The sequence below is a fragment of the Thalassospira sp. UBA1131 genome (assembly GCF_002311515.1).
In the GTDB taxonomy this organism is placed as follows: Bacteria; Pseudomonadota; Alphaproteobacteria; order Rhodospirillales; family Thalassospiraceae; genus Thalassospira.
Genome location: NZ_DCAO01000087.1, coordinates 21349 through 37911 on the forward strand (window position 1 = coordinate 21349; position 16563 = coordinate 37911).

General features: G+C 54.3%; 14 protein-coding genes. 3 read left to right on the forward strand and 11 right to left on the reverse strand.

What is annotated here, in order from left to right:
* Window positions 1-102 precede the first annotated feature (102 nt).
* On the reverse strand, window positions 103-1758 hold the full coding sequence (gene groL / locus B3Z49_RS13155; RefSeq protein WP_063088383.1) for a chaperonin GroEL: 1656 nt from the start codon (window positions 1756-1758) through the stop codon (window positions 103-105).
* A gap of 59 nt (window positions 1759-1817) precedes the next feature.
* On the reverse strand, window positions 1818-2105 hold the full coding sequence (gene groES / locus B3Z49_RS13160) for a co-chaperone GroES (protein ID WP_008890518.1): 288 nt from the start codon (window positions 2103-2105) through the stop codon (window positions 1818-1820).
* Between the two features lie 508 nt (window positions 2106-2613).
* Between groES and B3Z49_RS13165 the strand changes: the two genes are divergently transcribed.
* Together B3Z49_RS13165 and rfbC are read left to right on the forward strand one after the other, a co-directional pair.
* Window positions 2614-3324, forward strand: a complete 711-nt coding sequence (locus B3Z49_RS13165; RefSeq protein WP_296991618.1) for a hypothetical protein — start codon at window positions 2614-2616, stop codon at window positions 3322-3324.
* 151 nt (window positions 3325-3475) lie between these two features.
* Entirely contained in the window at window positions 3476-4033 is a 558-nt protein-coding gene (rfbC, locus tag B3Z49_RS13170; protein ID WP_296991621.1) for a dTDP-4-dehydrorhamnose 3,5-epimerase, read from the forward strand.
* Window positions 4034-4039: 6 nt separating this feature from the next.
* Here rfbC and rfbA read toward each other — a convergent pair whose 3' ends face one another.
* The 6 genes from rfbA to glmU form a co-directional block, all read right to left on the reverse strand.
* Window positions 4040-4921: a glucose-1-phosphate thymidylyltransferase RfbA gene (rfbA, locus tag B3Z49_RS13175; RefSeq protein ID WP_349676388.1), complete on the reverse strand. Its 882-nt coding sequence runs from the start codon at window positions 4919-4921 to the stop codon at window positions 4040-4042.
* Entirely contained in the window at window positions 4914-5825 is a 912-nt protein-coding gene (rfbD, locus tag B3Z49_RS13180) for a dTDP-4-dehydrorhamnose reductase (protein WP_296991625.1), read from the reverse strand. The genes rfbA and rfbD overlap by 8 nt, the downstream gene beginning before the upstream one ends.
* Window positions 5818-6888 carry a dTDP-glucose 4,6-dehydratase gene (rfbB, locus tag B3Z49_RS13185; RefSeq protein ID WP_296991649.1) on the reverse strand — a complete coding sequence of 357 codons (1071 nt, stop codon included), beginning with the start codon at window positions 6886-6888 and terminating at the stop codon, window positions 5818-5820. Before rfbB ends, rfbD begins: the two co-directional genes overlap by 8 nt.
* 177 nt (window positions 6889-7065) lie before the next feature.
* Window positions 7066-8544 carry a hypothetical protein gene (locus B3Z49_RS13190; protein WP_296991628.1) on the reverse strand — a complete coding sequence of 493 codons (1479 nt, stop codon included), beginning with the start codon at window positions 8542-8544 and terminating at the stop codon, window positions 7066-7068.
* Between the two features lie 126 nt (window positions 8545-8670).
* Window positions 8671-10494 carry a glutamine--fructose-6-phosphate transaminase (isomerizing) gene (glmS, locus tag B3Z49_RS13195; RefSeq protein ID WP_064790607.1) on the reverse strand — a complete coding sequence of 608 codons (1824 nt, stop codon included), beginning with the start codon at window positions 10492-10494 and terminating at the stop codon, window positions 8671-8673.
* Window positions 10495-10575: 81 nt separating this feature from the next.
* Window positions 10576-11919 (reverse strand): bifunctional UDP-N-acetylglucosamine diphosphorylase/glucosamine-1-phosphate N-acetyltransferase GlmU, encoded by a 1344-nt coding sequence (gene glmU / locus B3Z49_RS13200; RefSeq protein WP_296991630.1) that lies wholly within the window; start codon window positions 11917-11919, stop codon window positions 10576-10578.
* Between the two features lie 257 nt (window positions 11920-12176).
* Here glmU and B3Z49_RS13205 point away from each other — a divergent pair, with 257 nt between their 5' ends.
* Complete coding sequence (locus B3Z49_RS13205; RefSeq protein ID WP_296991633.1) at window positions 12177-12854, forward strand: HAD family hydrolase; 678 nt, start codon at window positions 12177-12179, stop codon at window positions 12852-12854.
* A gap of 102 nt (window positions 12855-12956) precedes the next feature.
* Here B3Z49_RS13205 and araD read toward each other — a convergent pair whose 3' ends face one another.
* The 3 genes from araD to B3Z49_RS13220 form a co-directional block, all read right to left on the reverse strand.
* Window positions 12957-14705, reverse strand: coding sequence for an L-arabinonate dehydratase (gene araD, locus B3Z49_RS13210; RefSeq protein WP_008890509.1), 1749 nt, complete (start codon window positions 14703-14705; stop codon window positions 12957-12959).
* 168 nt (window positions 14706-14873) lie between these two features.
* Window positions 14874-16058, reverse strand: coding sequence for a multiple monosaccharide ABC transporter permease (gene mmsB / locus B3Z49_RS13215; RefSeq protein ID WP_296991638.1), 1185 nt, complete (start codon window positions 16056-16058; stop codon window positions 14874-14876).
* A 10-nt stretch (window positions 16059-16068) separates the two neighbouring features.
* The coding region (locus B3Z49_RS13220; protein ID WP_296991641.1) for an ATP-binding cassette domain-containing protein at window positions 16069-16563 on the reverse strand (495 nt) is incomplete at its 5' end.

Genomic DNA, 16563 nt, shown 5'->3' on the forward strand with positions numbered 1-16563 from the left:
GGCATCGCCCAAAACCATCAACCAACTTCAAGACGCGACAAACAAAAAGGGCTCCGCAATTGCGGAGCCCTTCCTGTAGTGAAAAGGTCGGTTGGGTGAGGCTTAGAAGCCCATACCACCCATGCCGCCCATACCACCCATGCCGCCCATGTCAGGCGCACCGCCAGCCGATTTGTCTTCGGCTTTCTCGGCGATCATGCATTCGGTGGTGATCAGCAGACCAGCGACCGATGCTGCGTCCTGCAAAGCAGTACGAACAACTTTGGCCGGGTCGATGATGCCAGCTTTGACGAGGTTGGTGTATTCGCCCTTCTGAGCGTCGTAACCGAACTCTACGTCGTCCTGCTCAAGCAGTTTGCCAGCAACAACAGCGCCGTCTACGCCAGCGTTCTGTGCGATCTGGCGAACCGGTGCCTGCAGGGCACGGCGAACGATGTCAACACCGATGGTCTGGTCGTGGTTTTCACCTTCAAGGCCTTCGAGGGCTTTGACAGAGTACAGCAGAGCCGTACCACCACCAGCAACAATGCCTTCTTCAACAGCAGCGCGGGTCGCGTGCAGGGCATCGTCAACGCGGTCTTTGCGTTCTTTCACTTCGATTTCCGAAGCGCCACCGATTTTGATCACTGCAACGCCGCCTGCGAGTTTCGCGAGACGTTCCTGCAGTTTTTCACGATCGTAGTCAGAGGTAGTTTCTTCGATCTGGGCGCGGATCTGGCCAACGCGTGCTTCGATCTGTGCTTTCTCACCAGCACCATCAATGATGGTGGTTTCTTCTTTGGTGATGGTAACCGATTTCGCGGTACCAAGCATATCGAGGGTAACGCTTTCCAGCTTGATGCCGAGGTCTTCGGAGACAACCTGACCACCGGTAAGGATGGCGATGTCTTCGAGCATGGCTTTACGACGGTCGCCGAAGCCCGGTGCTTTAACAGCAGCGATTTTCAGACCACCGCGCAGCTTGTTGACAACCAGGGTTGCCAGTGCTTCGCCTTCGATGTCTTCAGCAATGATCAGAAGCGGCTTGCCGGACTGAACGACCGACTCAAGCAGCGGAAGGATCGGCTGAAGCGAGGAGATTTTCTTGTCGAACAGCAGGATGTACGGAGCATCCATTTCTGCGACCATTTTCTCCGGGTTGGTTACGAAGTACGGAGACAGGTAACCACGGTCAAACTGCATGCCTTCGACAACGTCGAGTTCGGTGTGCAGGCCTTTGGCTTCCTCAACGGTGATAACGCCTTCGTTGCCAACTTTTTCCATGGCTTCTGCGATCATGTCACCGACTTCACGGTCACCGTTAGCAGAAATGTTACCAACCTGTGCGATCTCGTCGCGACCGGCAACTTTACGTGCACGGCTCTGGATGGATTCGATCACTTTGGTAGTCGCAAGGTCGATACCGCGCTTCAGGTCCATCGGGTTCATGCCGGCAGCAACAGACTTGTTGCCTTCACGAACGATGGCCTGTGCCAGAACGGTTGCGGTCGTGGTCCCGTCACCAGCCAGATCGGCGGTTTTCGACGCGACTTCGCGAACCATCTGTGCGCCCATGTTTTCGAACTTGTCGGTAAGTTCGATTTCTTTGGCGACCGAAACACCGTCCTTGGTCACGCGCGGTGCGCCAAAGGACTTTTCGATAACAACGTTACGACCTTTCGGGCCGAGGGTCACCTTGACAGCATCTGCCAGGATGTCGACACCGCGCAGCATTTTGGCGCGTGCGTCAGTGGAGAATTTTACTTCTTTAGCAGCCATAATATTCTTTCCTCTCTATGAGACGGATGAACGTGGACAAATCACCCAAACGGGCTGACTTAGTCCATGATGCCCATGATGTCGGATTCTTTCATGATCAACAGCTCTTCGCCGTCGACCTTGACTTCGGTGCCCGACCATTTGCCAAACAGGACTTTGTCACCTGCTTTGACGTCGAGGGCTACGACCGAGCCATCTTCTTTGCGAACGCCAGAACCAACAGCGATGACTTCGCCTTCCTGCGGTTTTTCTTTGGCGGTATCCGGAATAATGATGCCACCGGCAGTTTTGGTGTCGGATTCGACACGACGTACCAGTACTCGATCATGCAGCGGACGGAACTTCATTTTAGACAACTCCGTGTTTAAGCTAAGGCTCTTTAATAACTAAGACTAACCGGGATGAGCCCGTATTAGCACTCACCCCCGGCGAGTGCTAACAGCATTTATTGGAGTACCAGTTCAAAGTCAATAGGGAGATGTAAAAAGACGCAGAAATGTCACGATTTTTGGCGATTTCCGCATACGGAGCGCAGCAAAAATCCGCCCCCGTTTTAAAGCGGGCTGATCAAAACATTTTCATGCCGCGGAAACAAGCCCCGACACCGCGCCGCAGAAGAATATATATCGGGCTATCACACTTGCTTTTGTCAAAGGGCTGCTTGGCAGATCCGGTTCAGGCGACGAAGATGCATGGTTCACACACCTATGAAAAAGCCGACTTCACGTCTAAGCTCCAGCCAAATAACGCAAATAACATCCAATGACCGCGCAAACACCCGGATTGCAAAAAATGTCATGCAGTAAAAATTCATCGGCCCTGCCGTCCGGGCCTTCAGCCAAACGACAGGAACTGATGGCGCCCGTTTTTCTGTTGGTGGCCCTTGTCGGTTTGTTTTCTTCGCAAACAATCAGCACCGATGCTTGGGCCGATGAGGCTGATGTCGAATGCCCGAAAAAGATCGCTTATGTCGAAAATGACCCGATGTCGCAGAAGTCGATTGTCATCCTGCAGAAACTCTATGCGGATCTCGGCTGCCCGCTTCAGGCCGTCAAGCTGCCGGGTCGTCGGGGGCTGTTACATTTCAACCAAGGCCTCGTAGATGGCGAGTTATATCGCGCAATCCCAGCCGAAAAGAACTATTCCCGCGCGTTTGTAAGATCATCCACTGCCCTGCTTGAGATCGCAAACCGGCTTTGGCGCAATCCGAACGATCAAGATCCGTCAACGCCGATTGCCTTTACGCTCGGCGTGATATGGCAGGAAAAGTACGTCCATGCGGATACAGTCAAAACCGGCATTGCGCACATGCCAATGATGTATAATACCGAAAAGCACCAAGCCTATGCCGAAGGCCGCGTCACGCGTTTTCTGTCAGCAGATAGCAATATCGACGACATGCTGACCCAGGGCATTCTGGGCAACACACCAGCACCGGTAATCGAGGAGACGATTTCGGTCTTGCCGCTTTATCATTATCTCGGCGCGGAATTTGCCCCCTTCATGAAAAAGTTCTCCGCCCTCGCCGCGCAAACGGATCCATTTCGCAAGGCCCAGAATCAATAGTCGCAACGATGGGTGCCGCAACCTTGATAAAGCCGACCGCCCATTCAATTGGCACGCCCAGAATTTTATAAAAATGCGCATATGCACGAAGGCCAAGCATCTGCTATCCATAGTCTGGACGAATTAATTTACCCTGCACAAGGCAGCGCGGATGCAATTTGAAGAGCTGGAAATTCCCGATCTTAAGCTGATCTTCCCGAAGAAATTTGGCGATGAGCGGGGTTTTTTCTCTGAAACCTATAATCTGGAAGCCTTTGCCAAAGCTGGCATCGATCCGCAGTTCGTGCAGGACAATCACTCTTTATCGAGCAATGTCGGCGTACTGCGAGGATTGCATTTTCAATGTCCGCCCTTTGCCCAAGACAAGCTGGTTCGGGTCATCAGAGGCCGCATTCTGGATGTCGCACTCGACATTCGCGCCAAGTCAAAGACGTTCGGGAAATGGGTATCGACTGAAATCAGTGCAGAAGACTGGAACCAAATCTTTATCCCGGCAGGGTTTGCCCACGGGTTTGTAACCCTGGAGCCGAACACGGAAGTGAACTACAAGGTTTCCGCACCTTATGCTCCGGAAAGCGAACGCGCGATCATGTGGAATGATCCGGACCTTGGCATCGACTGGCCGTTTGACGAAAACCAGGTCACGCTGTCGGCAAAAGACGAGAAAGCCATGAGTTTTGCAAGCTATCGAGAGAACCCGGTCTTCTAGTTCCGCTCACAGGATATCGTAGGTTCGCAGAACCGTCTGGAGATATGCCTTGTAAGAACTCTCGCCAAACTCACTCGCAAGCTTTTCAAACTGCTCAACAGAGATCATGCCTTTTCTCAGCGCGATTTCTTCGGGACAGGCAATCTTGAGGCTTTGGCGGCTCTCGACGGTACGGACAAAATTGGCGGCATCAAGCATCGCGGCGTGCGTTCCCGTATCCAGCCAGGCATAGCCCCTGCCCATCTTTTCGACCTTGAGCGTGCCACGTTTAAGGTATGCTTTGTTAACGTCGGTAATTTCAAGCTCACCGCGTTTGGACGGCTTGATCGATTTGGCGATGTCGACAACATCTGAATCGTAGAAATACAAACCTGTCACGGCGAAGTTCGATTTGGGATTGGCCGGTTTTTCCTCGATATCCAGGGCCACGCCATCGCGATCAAACTCGACCACGCCATACCTCTCGGGATCCTGAACGTAATAGGCAAACACCGTCGCCCCGTCGGATTGGGCCATTGCATTGCCCAACAACTCGGTCAGATTGTGACCAAAATAGATGTTGTCACCCAAAATCAAACAGCACGGGTCGTTCCCGACAAAATCCGCACCGACAATAAATGCATCGGCAAGGCCGCGCGGTTCAGGCTGAACCGCATATTGAAGGCTAATGCCCCATTTCGATCCATCACCAAGCAGGTCTTTGAACAGCGGCACATCGCGTGGCGTGCTGATAATCAGGATGTCCGTGATCCCCGCCAGCATCAGGGTGGTCAGCGGATAATAGATCATCGGCTTGTCATAGACAGGCTGCAACTGCTTGGAAACAACCAGTGTCGAAGGGTGCAACCGTGATCCTGTCCCGCCTGCCAGTATGATCCCTTTACGCATCAGCATTTTCCTTCCCAAGCCCTCTAATAACAGCCGTCAGGCTGTCCTCAACATTTGGCAACTTGATACCAAACGTATCATTGATAAGCCTGCAAGACAGCACAGAGTATTCCGGCCTTTTTGCAGCGGTTGGAAATTCCGAGGACTTGATTGGCAAAACCGCACAGTCCTTACCTTTCCAATCCTCACCCCATTCCTGCAAAGCGATCTTGTGAATGCTTTTGCCAAATTCAAACCAGGTCATTTCTTGATCTGATGTCAGGTGATAGGTGCCGAATTCATCAAACTCGGCAGAGGTCGCCACACCACAAAGCTCCAGAATCGCATGTGCCAAATCATGGGCGCTTGTCGGGCATCCGGTCTGATCATCGACAATTCGAACCTCATCCCTTTGCGCCATAAGATTAAGCATCGTTTTAACGAAGTTTTTGCCAAACTGGCTATAGACCCAGGACGTGCGCAATATAAGGTGCTGTTGATGCGCCGCCCGGACAGCAACCTCACCCGCAAGCTTGCTGTTACCGTAGACACCCAGGGGCGAGACCTCATCTTCCTCGCGATAAGGCCTCGTTCCCTTCCCGTCGAAAACATAATCCGTTGAGACATGGATCAGCGGGATGGCGCGTTTGGCGAGGGCTTGCGCCATTGCACGAACTGCATCGCCGTTAGCCTTGAACGCAATATCTTCGTGCTGCTCGGCCAAATCCACGGCGGTGTATGCCGCTGCGTTGACAACAATATCCGGTTGCACGCGGTCGATAACGGGCTCGATTTGGGAAGCATCCTCAAGGTCACATTCTTCCCGACCAACAAAGGTCAGTTGCGCGTCGGGAAATTCATGCGCGGAAGCAGCCAGACACCTGGCAAGCTGACCATTTTTGCCAAACACCAGTATTTTAGGCATCGGCTTGCCCCTTGGCACTTCCCAGACGTTCGCCTGCATATTTATTTTTTAAAATCGGCTCCCACCATTCGCGATTATTCACATACCACTCAATGGTTTGCCGCAGGCCGGTTTCGAAATCGTATTTCGGCTTCCAACCCAACTCATTCTGCATTTTGGTTGGATCGATGGCATAGCGCCAATCGTGGCCGGGACGGTCTTTCACGTACGTAACCGCTTCGTCAAAACTTTCGAACGAGATGTCGGGCACGATCTCTTGCACCGTATCAAATATGCGTTTGACGACTTCGATGTTCGTCAGCTCGTTACAACCACCAACATTGTATTTCTCGCCAATGCGGCCTTCTGTCAGGATCTTGACCAAGGCCTCGGCATGATCTTCAACATGCAGCCAGTCGCGCGTATTCAAACCCTCGCCGTAAACAGGAAGCTTCTTGCCATGCAGCAGGTTGAGCGACATCAGCGGAATGAGTTTTTCCGGGAACTGATAAGGACCGTAATTGTTGGAACAATTGCTGATGACGATGGGCAAGCCATAAGTATGGTGCCAAGCCTGCACCAGATGATCCGAACTCGCCTTTGTGGCAGAATAAGGAGAGGTCGGGGCATAAGCCGTCTCTTCGGTGAACAACCCTTCGCTGCCAAGCGATCCATAAACCTCATCGGTCGAGATATGGTGGAATCGAAATTGTGAACGTTTATCCGCCGGCAGCTTATCGAAATACGCACGTGCAACGTCAAGCAAGGTAAACGTACCAACCACATTGGTCTGAATAAAATCAGCCGGTCCGTCGATCGAGCGATCAACGTGACTTTCCGCCGCCAGATGCATCAACGCGTCCGGCTGGAATTCATTAAACAGTTTAACGATGGCGTCCCGGTTGCAGATATCCTGATGGGCAAAATGGTAGTTATCGCGTGCGGAAATCGACGCCAACGTCCTGAGATCACCCGCATAGGTCAGTTTATCGATATTAAGGACTTCATAGCCCTTCAACCCGGTCATCAGCCGACAAACAGCAGACCCGATAAAACCTGCACCGCCCGTCACGATAACTTTCATTTTGCTCTCATTCACATTTATGGCTTGGAAACGACATCGTCGATTAGACATTACAGCGCGTAAACGACACTGTCGAACCTTGCTTAACTTATTGCAAAGAAGACGTTCTCCTGAAGCCCCTTTGCCGAAACCGGCCAAGATTTCAAATCAAAATTGCACGCAGGTTGCCCACTTATCTCAGCGTTTGATGAAATAGCGATCCATCAGTTTGGCTTCGTCAAAATGCCGTCTTCCGACAAATGCCGTGGCGTGGTGTCCCCACTGGCGCATCGCACCGGGTTTATCCACACCCATCGGCCACAGGATAAAGCGTTCCAACCTCTCCGTACCAGGTACAAATCCGTCTTCATCAAAAAGGCTTGCAGTCCCCTGCCCGCTTAGCAGCAGTAGATGGCCAAGTTCTTGCGCGGGGCGCAGCACTGCGGTTTGTCTGGCAATATCCGCATCCGATTGACCCATCGCCGCACCAGTGACGTCCAGCAGATAATGGCTGGTCTTGTCAATCCAAAGCACGGGGCCGTTCAATATGGATGACGCAAGGTAACCGGCGGGCATTTCCGCTGTTTCGCGAATGTCGTGATCCTCTGGGGCGCTAATGCGCTGCAAACCGTCGCTTGGGAAAAACATGTGGTAACAGCCGCAGCCATGGATCGTATCGGCAATCAACGGCGAACCATCGTCATCCAGTGTTACACGCCAGATCAGCGCGTCCAGATGCCCAGCCAGGATATCAAATGGGCTGCTCGGCGAGCGTTCTGGGAACCAGATTTCATAAACGATTTGTGGCCGCCAATGTCCGGCAAAATAGGTATGGCTTAGTCGGTAATAAACCGTCGGAATATTGGTATCGATCGTCGCCAGGGCACCCCGCGCCAGCAGGGTTGGTCGCCCGACCTTGTCACTGTCACTCCCCGCCCGCACACGAAATACCGGGGCATAGGCCTGCGCCAGATTTTCAAGTTCATCTTCGCTTGGCCGCCATTGACCAAAGGCATCCTGGTCAATATCCACAACATCGAAACGGCCTGGCTCAGATGACGCCACCGTATATTCACGCCATGCCCCAGAATGGATCAGGTTATTATCGCTGGCTGCAAAGCTTGCGAAATTCTCCTGCTTCCAACCCTCATAGCCGAAATAGGCCGGAAAGGCGGTTAAGGGATAAAGACCGGCGATACGTTGAAAATCAAGGTAATCATCGGGCACGAAGACAGCGGGTAAAAGTGTCTGATACTGATCGGGTGTCAGGGATGCAAGCATGGCGTTGGCACAGTTTTCCACCGTCTCATACGAAATGCCCGATGATGCCGGAAGATTGGCGATTTCACTTTGCCGCGCCGCCCGGTCAAGGCCACGCATTTGCAAAATCAGCGCGTCCCATTGATCAGCGCGGTCAACTTTGCCATCCCCATCCGCATCAAGCTGCCGCGCCATCAAGACAGAATTTCGGTTGGCCCGCAGGAAAGGATACCCCACAACCGGGGATGCCGACGCACTTTGTACCGCGTTATCGTCCACCACCGCATCGACATAGGATAGTCGATCTTCGCACGACATCGCCTCAAGGTTAACCGTATCAGGCGTCAAACCGGCACATCCCGACAAAGCGCCCAAGGAAACAGCAAGTGCGGCAAACAAAAAGCGCGGTATGGTCATGCAAAACCTTCCATCTGATGAACAGCCTTCATCATGCGATGGGGCAATTATAGTCTCGAAAGGCGACATGGTAACCCGACCGCGCCCAAACCCGAATTCACCTTTCCGCGAACAAATTGATCGGCACTATTCGACCGTAACTGACTTCGCAAGGTTGCGTGGCTGATCGACATCAGTGCCTTTGTGAACCGCAACATGATAGGCCAGCATCTGTACCGGGATGGTGTAGAGGATCGGCGCGACGAAGTCGGCGACCTTGGGAAGCTCGATCGTCGCCGAGGCCATATCGCCCAGTTTGGCAAGCCCTGGCGCGTCAGAGATAAAGATCACCCGGCCACCACGTGCCGCTGCTTCTTGCATGTTTGAAGCGGTTTTTTCAAACAGCTCATCGGACGGGGCTATGACAATGATCGGAACCGACTGATCAATCAGGGCAATCGGGCCATGCTTCATTTCACCGGCGGCATAGCCTTCGGCGTGGATATAGGAAATTTCCTTGAGTTTGAGCGCCCCTTCCATCGCAATCGGATAACCCAGACCGCGACCGAGATAGAGCACGTCACGCGCATCGGCGACCTCAAGGGCAAGCTGTTTGAGCGCTTCGTCATGATGCAGGATTTCGGCAGCATGTTTCGGCACTTCGGTCAGCGCACTGACGATGGCAGCCTCTTCGTCCTTGGCGAGAGTTCCGTTTTCACGACCGATGGTCACCGCAAGACAGGCGAGAACTGTGAGCTGGGTCGTAAAGGCCTTGGTCGAGGCCACCCCGATTTCAGGTCCGGCATAGGTCAGAAGCACCACGTCACTTTCGCGCGCAATCGTGCTTTCAGGTACGTTGACGATGGAAACGATTTTCTGTCCCTTGGACTTTGCGTAACGAAGGGCTGCCAGGGTATCAAGCGTCTCGCCCGACTGCGAAATGAACAGGGCAACGCCGCCTTTCGGCAGCGGCGGACAGCGATAGCGGAACTCGGATGCGACGTCGACATCCACGCCCAGACCGGCATAGCGCTCGATCCAGTGCTTTGCCACCAGACCGGCATAGAACGACGTGCCGCAGGCGACAATCGTCAAACGCGTTGCATCGGCAAAGGAAAACGGCATGTCCGGCAGCTTGATCGTCTGGGTCGCCGGATTGATGAAGGCATGCAGGGTATCGCCAATCACCGCAGGCTGTTCAAAGATTTCCTTCTGCATGAAGTGATTGTAGTTGCCCTTGCCCATCATGGCACCGGAAACGGCCGAAAGCTTGGTTTCGCGGGTGACATCCTCGTCATTTTCATCGCGGACCTGAACGCTATCGCGGGTCATTTCGACCCAGTCGCCTTCTTCAAGATAGATCAGCTTGTTGGTCAGGTGCGACAAAGCCATCGCATCGGAACCCAGATACATCTCACCCTCGCCCAGACCAACGGCAAGCGGCGTGCCACGGCGTGCACCAAAGATCACGTCATGCTGACCGGCAATCATGATCACCAGCGCAAAGGCCCCTTCGATGCGATGCAAGGTAGCGGCAACCGCGTCACGCGGGGATTTGCCCTGATCAAGGAAGTCAGATACCAGATGGACGACCACCTCGGTGTCGGTATCGGTGGCAAACACACGTCCCTTGGCAGAAAGCTCCGCCTTGATTTCCTGGAAGTTTTCGATGATGCCGTTATGAACCACGGCAACCTTGCCATCGGTATGCGGATGGGCATTGTTTTCCGTCGGCACACCATGGGTCGCCCAACGGGTGTGACCGATACCAACGTCACCGGCAAGCGGGCTTTCATCCAGACGCTTGGCCAGATTGATCAGTTTGCCCTCTGCGCGGCGGCGCTCAATATCGCCATTGACCAGCGTTGCAATGCCGGCACTGTCATAGCCGCGATATTCAAGGCGCTTGAGCCCCTCCAGAATACGTTCGCTGACGCTGTCTTTGCCGATAATCCCGATAATGCCGCACATATTGGTTTTCTTCCTGCTTTATATCGCGTGTCGTCTGGCCACCCGGATGGCGAGTGGCAATTTCAAAATCTTAGTTTTGGACTATTTCTTGCCGGTCAGTTCGCGCATTTTTTCGCGAAACTTGGCCGCCCAGCCCTTTTTCTCGATCCGCTCGGCCCGGGTCAGGGTCAATGCATCCGCTTCGACCTTGCCGGTGATCGTGCTGCCCGCGCCAACAATCGCGCCATCGCCAATTTCGACAGGTGCGACAAGCGATGAGTTCGAACCGATAAAGGCGCCTGCCCCGATGTCGGTATGCTGTTTGCGGAAACCGTCATAATTGCACGTGATGGTCCCGGCCCCGATATTGGCCTTGGCACCGACACGGGCGTCACCGATATAGCTCAGGTGATTGACCTTGGCCCCGGCCTCAAGCACGGCCTTCTTGATCTCGACAAAGTTGCCAACCCGCGCCCCGGCACCGATTTTTGCCCCCGGCCGCAAACGGGCATACGGGCCGATATCTGCACCATTGCCAACGACACAGCTTTCAAGATGGCTGAACGCCTTGATCACGACATTGTCGCCTACTGTCACCCCGGGTCCGAAAACAACATTCGGCTCAACAATGACATCACGGCCAAGCCTGGTATCAGCACTGAAAAACACAGACGCCGGATCAACCAACGTAGCCCCCTCTGCCATCGCGGCTTCGCGCAGGCGACCTTGCAGGATGGCTTCGGCGACGGCCAACTGGGTACGGGAATTGACACCAAGTGTTTCTGCCTCATCGACTTCGACCGCGACACAGCTCTGGCCGTTCTTTTGCGCCACTTCGACCGCATCGGTCAGGTAATATTCACCCTTGGCATTGGCGTTATCAATCGCCTCAAGGGTTGTAATCATGTCCTCGGCCTTAAAACACATCACGCCGGAATTGCAGAAGTTGATCTGACGCTGTGCGTCGTTGCATTCCTTGTCCTCGACAATCGCGGTCAGGTTGCCATTCTGATCTGTGACCAAACGGCCATAACCGGTCGGGTCTTCGGGCCGGAAGCCCAGAACCGCCACCGCATGATCATTTTCTTCGCGCGCGGCGACAAGGCGCGCCAGTGTTTCGGCGGTGAAAAGCGGGCTGTCGGCATAGAGCACCAGAACATTGCCCGTAAGGCCCTTCAAGCCGTCCTTAGCAGCAAGAACGGCGTGGGCAGTGCCAAGGCGATCTGTTTGTTCAAAGGTCGGATGCGGGGCAACGATCTTGATCAGATCCGGCATATCCGGGCCGACAACGACCATGGTCTTTGCGGCCTTCAGGTGGGCTGCGGTGTCAATTACATGACCCACCATCGGCTTGCCCGCGACCTTGTGCATGACTTTGGGCATTGCGCTTTTCATGCGCGTGCCCATCCCGGCGGCCAAAACAACAACACTTAGTTCAAGCGACATTTATAACCCTGTTGGCTGCGCCATTCCGCAGCATCCCCTTTGCAGGCACCATCACAATGAAGTGTGATGCAAATATTCCCGTTCGCAGCAAGTCTTAGAACATATTCCCGGGCAGCAAAAGCCCATAAAGAATCACGTTTTGTTACCGGCTGTTAGCAGATGTTACCGATTGTTAATGGCACGATATCGGTTAAGTTCCTATAAAGGATGCCAAGCTCGTCACCACGACCTTAATGCCCCCCAAGGAGCCCCACCCGATGGCCAAATTCATTCTGTTCGACCTTGATGGCACCCTGATTGACGGGGTCGATGACATCCTGTTTGCGATGAATGATTTGCTGGCCGCCCATGGTCATGCGCCGCTTGTTCGTCATGATATCGAGGCGATGCTGGGGGATGGTACCTGGATGCTGACCAAACGCGCCTTTGCCGCACGCGGATCCGAGCCCACGGATGCGATGCTGGACGAGCTTAATATCGATTTCAACGCGCGCTATGTCGAAACCGACTATGCCTATACCCGTCTGTTTGAAAATGCCGAAACGGTCCTGCGCCAACTGAAGTCAGATGGCTGGACCATTGCGCTGGCATCGAACAAACCCGAAGCGCCGTGCAAGGCAATCCTGACCAAGCTTGGCGTTGCCGATCTTTTCAGCATCATCGCTGGCGGAGACAGCTTTGAGGTCAAAAAACCCGATGGTCGCTTTCTTGAATTTGTGCTGGGGCGGCTTGGTTTTGATCGGAATGCGGACACCGCCATCATGGTCGGCGATCACGCCAATGATGTGAATGCCGCCCGCGCGGCCAACATTCATGCAATTGCCGTTGCGATGGAGGTCGATGAGACGCGCGCCAAATCGCTTGGCGCGGATGTGGTTGTGACCGGCTATGCCGACCTTGTATCAGCGATTAACGGCATTATTGATCGAGCCTGACAAACCAAAACCGGCCAGCAACGCAATGCTGGCCGGTCTGGCGTGTATCACATGTCACCCCCCAGCGACATGTGATCGGAAATCAAATCCCGGCAGGATCAATCAGTGACTGTCCTTCGGAATTGCCTTGCCGCGATGACCGACGAGGAAGTCGAAGTCGGCCCCGCGATCAGCACCAATGACCGATTTGTAGTAGAGCGAGGCATAGCCGCTTTCCGGGACCGGAACGCTGTTTTTCCAGTCTTTCAGGCGCTGGGCCAGCTCTTCATCGCTGATATCGAGATGCAGGCGACGGTTGGGGACATCAAGCTCGATCATGTCGCCATTCTTAACGACTGCTAGCGGCCCGCCTGCCGCGGCCTCGGGCGAGGTATGAAGCACCACCGTGCCATAGGCCGTGCCGCTCATGCGGGCATCTGAAATGCGGACCATGTCGGTGATACCCTTGCGGAGCACCTTGGGCGGCAGGCCCATATTGCCGACTTCTGCCATGCCCGGATAGCCTTTCGGGCCGCAGTTTTTCAGAACCATGATGCAGGTTTCGTCGATATCAAGGTCCTCGTCATAGATCTTGGCCTTGTAATCATCAATGTCTTCAAACACCACAGCCCGACCACGATGGGTCAGAAGTTCCGGGGTTGCGGCCGACGGTTTCAGGACCGCACCATTTGGTGCCAGGTTGCCTTTGACAACGGCGATGCCGCCACTGGCGGTCAGGGCCTTTTCGAACGGACGAATGACGTCCTCGTTCCAGTTGCGGACATCCTTGACCTGTTCCCACATGGTTTCACCCGATACCGTCAGGGCATCATTGTGAAGCTTGCCAGCCTCGGCCAGTGCCTTGATCACCACAGGCAAACCACCGGAATAGAAGAATTCCTCCATCAGGTAGTCACCAGACGGCTGCAAATTGACAATCGTCGGGATATCACGGCCCAACCGATCCCAGTCATCAAGCGACAGATCGATGCCGACACGTCCGGCAATGGCAAGCAGGTGAATAACCGCGTTGGTCGAACCACCGATTGCGCCGTTGACCCGGATGGCGTTCTCGAACGCTTCCTTGGTCATAACGTCAGACGGTTTCAGGTCATCCTTGACCATCTGAACGATACGGCGACCGGTAATGTGCGCCATAACGCGACGGCGGCTGTCGACGGCCGGGATGGCCGCATTGCCCGAAAGCGCCATGCCAAGCGCCTCGGCCATGCTGGCCATGGTCGATGCGGTACCCATGGTGTTGCAAGAGCCCGGCGACCGTGACATGGCAATTTCAGCTTCCAGGAAATCTTCGGTGCTGATCTTGCCGGCCTTGCGGTCCTCGGAAAGCTGCCAAAGCGATGTGCCTGACCCGATATCCTCACCGCGCCATTTGCCATTGAGCATCGGACCACCGGTAACGACGATTGCCGGGATATCAACACTGGCAGCCCCCATCAGAAGCGACGGGGTTGTTTTATCGCAGCCGACCATCAGGACAACGCCATCAAGCGGCGTTCCGCGCAACATTTCCTCGACATCCATCGATGCCAGGTTACGGAACATCATCGCGGTCGGGCGCAGCGTGCTTTCACCGGTTGAAAACACCGGGAATTCAAGCGGGAGACCACCGGCCTCGTAAATACCGTGTTTGACGCGTTCGGCCAGATCGCGCAGATGGGCATTACACGGGGTCAGTTCCGACCAGGTGTTACAAATGCCAATCACCGGACGTCCGTCAAACAGATCCGATGGCAAGCCCTGGTTCTTCATCCAGCTGCGGTGATAGATATTGTCCTTGCTGGTTCCGCCGAACCATCCCTCTTGCGAGCGGAGGGTACGCGGCCAGGGTGCCGGTTTGAACTTCGTCATGCCCGTTTTCCTTTTTGACTTATTATCGTGACGGATCCGGTGGTGTGCGGTTGGGATGGCCGCACACAGGACTTTGAACGACACGCATCAGCAACCAGCGCCATAAACCACTTATGGTGAAACCGGTTGGTGTGACCCCGATGCGTATCGTTCCGCGCCATCGTGTTGTTACGCCTTGTTTTTGTTGTAGACGTCGAGGATCACAGCCGCCAAAAGCACGAGGCCCTTGATCACCTGCTGCCAGTCAATACCGACACCGATAATCGACATCCCGTTATTCATGACACCCATGATCAATGCGCCAACAACGGCGCCAATGACCTTGCCAACACCGCCTGACATCGACGCGCCACCAATAAAGACAGCGGCAATAACGTCAAGCTCAAACGCAAGACCGGCCTTTGGCGTTGCCGTATTCAGACGGGCGGCAAAGACCAGCCCGGCAAGGGCGGCCAACATGCCCATATTGGCGAATGTGAAGAAGGTCAGGCGTTTGGTATTGATGCCCGAAAGCTTGGCGGCTTTTTCATTCCCGCCGAGCGCATAGATACGACGACCAAGGGTGGTTGAGTTGGTGATGAAGGTAAAGATCGCAATCAGAACCGCCATGATCACCAGAATGTTCGGCAAGCCGCGATAGGTCGACAGCAGATAGGTCACAAACAGGATCGCAATCCCCGCAACCGCATGTTTGATCACAAATACAGTCATCGGTTCTTCAACGGCAGCAAACTTCTCCTGCTTGGCGCGCGAACGCAGGCCAAGGATCGGCAGCAATGCCGCCAGAACCACACCCAGCGTCATCGAAAAGACGTTAAAGCGTCCTTCGATCAGGCCACCAAAGAAGTCCGGGATAAAGCCCGAGGACATCGCCTGGAAGCTGTCGGGGAACGGACCAACCGATGCCCCGCCCAGAAGTGCCAGCGTCAAGCCCTTGAACACCAGCATCCCCGCCAGCGTCACAATAAAGGACGGAATGCGCCAATAGGCCACCCAGTACCCTTGGGCCGCACCAATGATGGCCCCGGCAATCAGGCAGACCGGAACGACCAGAACGGTTGGCAAGTCCCAATTGACGATCATCACTGCCGCCAGCGCACCGATGAAGCCAACGACAGAGCCGACCGAAAGGTCAATATTGCCGCCAACAATCACCAGCAACATGCCAACAGCCATGATGATAATATAGCTGTTTTGCAGGAACAGGTTGGTCAGGTTGACCGGCTTGAGCATGATGCCGTCGGTCAGGACCTGGAAGAAGGCCAGAATGGCAACCAGCGCAACAACCATGCCGTATTCACGAATGTGGGTGCGCAGATAGTAGCCGATTGATTTGGTTTCAGTATCCGTCATTGTCTGTTCCTCAGCCTTTCAGGATCATGCGCATGATTGCTTCCTGGCTTGCGTCTTTTGCCGCAAGCTGTCCTTTGATCTCACCTTCGTTCATGACGTAGATGCGATCGCACATGCCCAGAAGCTCCGGCATTTCCGACGAGATCATGATGACCCCCTTACCGTCGGCTGCCAGTTGGTTGATAATCGTATAAATCTCGTATTTCGCCCCGACATCAATGCCGCGCGTCGGCTCATCAAGAATGAGCACTTCGGGTGCCGCAAACAGCCATTTTGACAAAACGACTTTCTGCTGGTTGCCGCCCGAAAGGTTCATCACCTTCTGTGCGACATTGGGGGTTCGAATGTTGATTTTTTCCCGGTATTCCTCGGCAACGGATCGCTCCGCCCCGTCATTGAGAACACCGTTTTCCGAAACGCCGGGCAAATTGGCCAGTGTAATGTTGGTCGTGATGCTTTCTTCAAGGATCAGACCCATTTCCTTACGGTCTTCGGTGACATAGGC

Bases quoted from the DNA above. Each gene is read 5' to 3' on its own strand.
- mmsB (WP_296991638.1), bottom strand. From the start codon at position 16,058: ATGACGGATACTGAAACCAAATCAATCGGCTACTATCTGCGCACCCAC.
- groES (WP_008890518.1), bottom strand. From the start codon at position 2,105: ATGAAGTTCCGTCCGCTGCATGATCGAGTACTGGTACGTCGTGTCGAA.
- rfbC (WP_296991621.1), top strand. From the start codon at position 3,476: ATGCAATTTGAAGAGCTGGAAATTCCCGATCTTAAGCTGATCTTCCCG.
- groL (WP_063088383.1), bottom strand. From the start codon at position 1,758: ATGGCTGCTAAAGAAGTAAAATTCTCCACTGACGCACGCGCCAAAATG.
- B3Z49_RS13190 (WP_296991628.1), bottom strand. From the start codon at position 8,544: ATGACCATACCGCGCTTTTTGTTTGCCGCACTTGCTGTTTCCTTGGGC.
- rfbA (WP_349676388.1), bottom strand. From the start codon at position 4,921: ATGCGTAAAGGGATCATACTGGCAGGCGGGACAGGATCACGGTTGCAC.
- glmU (WP_296991630.1), bottom strand. From the start codon at position 11,919: ATGTCGCTTGAACTAAGTGTTGTTGTTTTGGCCGCCGGGATGGGCACG.
- rfbD (WP_296991625.1), bottom strand. From the start codon at position 5,825: ATGCCTAAAATACTGGTGTTTGGCAAAAATGGTCAGCTTGCCAGGTGT.
- B3Z49_RS13165 (WP_296991618.1), top strand. From the start codon at position 2,614: ATGGCGCCCGTTTTTCTGTTGGTGGCCCTTGTCGGTTTGTTTTCTTCG.
- B3Z49_RS13205 (WP_296991633.1), top strand. From the start codon at position 12,177: ATGGCCAAATTCATTCTGTTCGACCTTGATGGCACCCTGATTGACGGG.
- araD (WP_008890509.1), bottom strand. From the start codon at position 14,705: ATGACGAAGTTCAAACCGGCACCCTGGCCGCGTACCCTCCGCTCGCAA.
- rfbB (WP_296991649.1), bottom strand. From the start codon at position 6,888: ATGAAAGTTATCGTGACGGGCGGTGCAGGTTTTATCGGGTCTGCTGTT.
- glmS (WP_064790607.1), bottom strand. From the start codon at position 10,494: ATGTGCGGCATTATCGGGATTATCGGCAAAGACAGCGTCAGCGAACGT.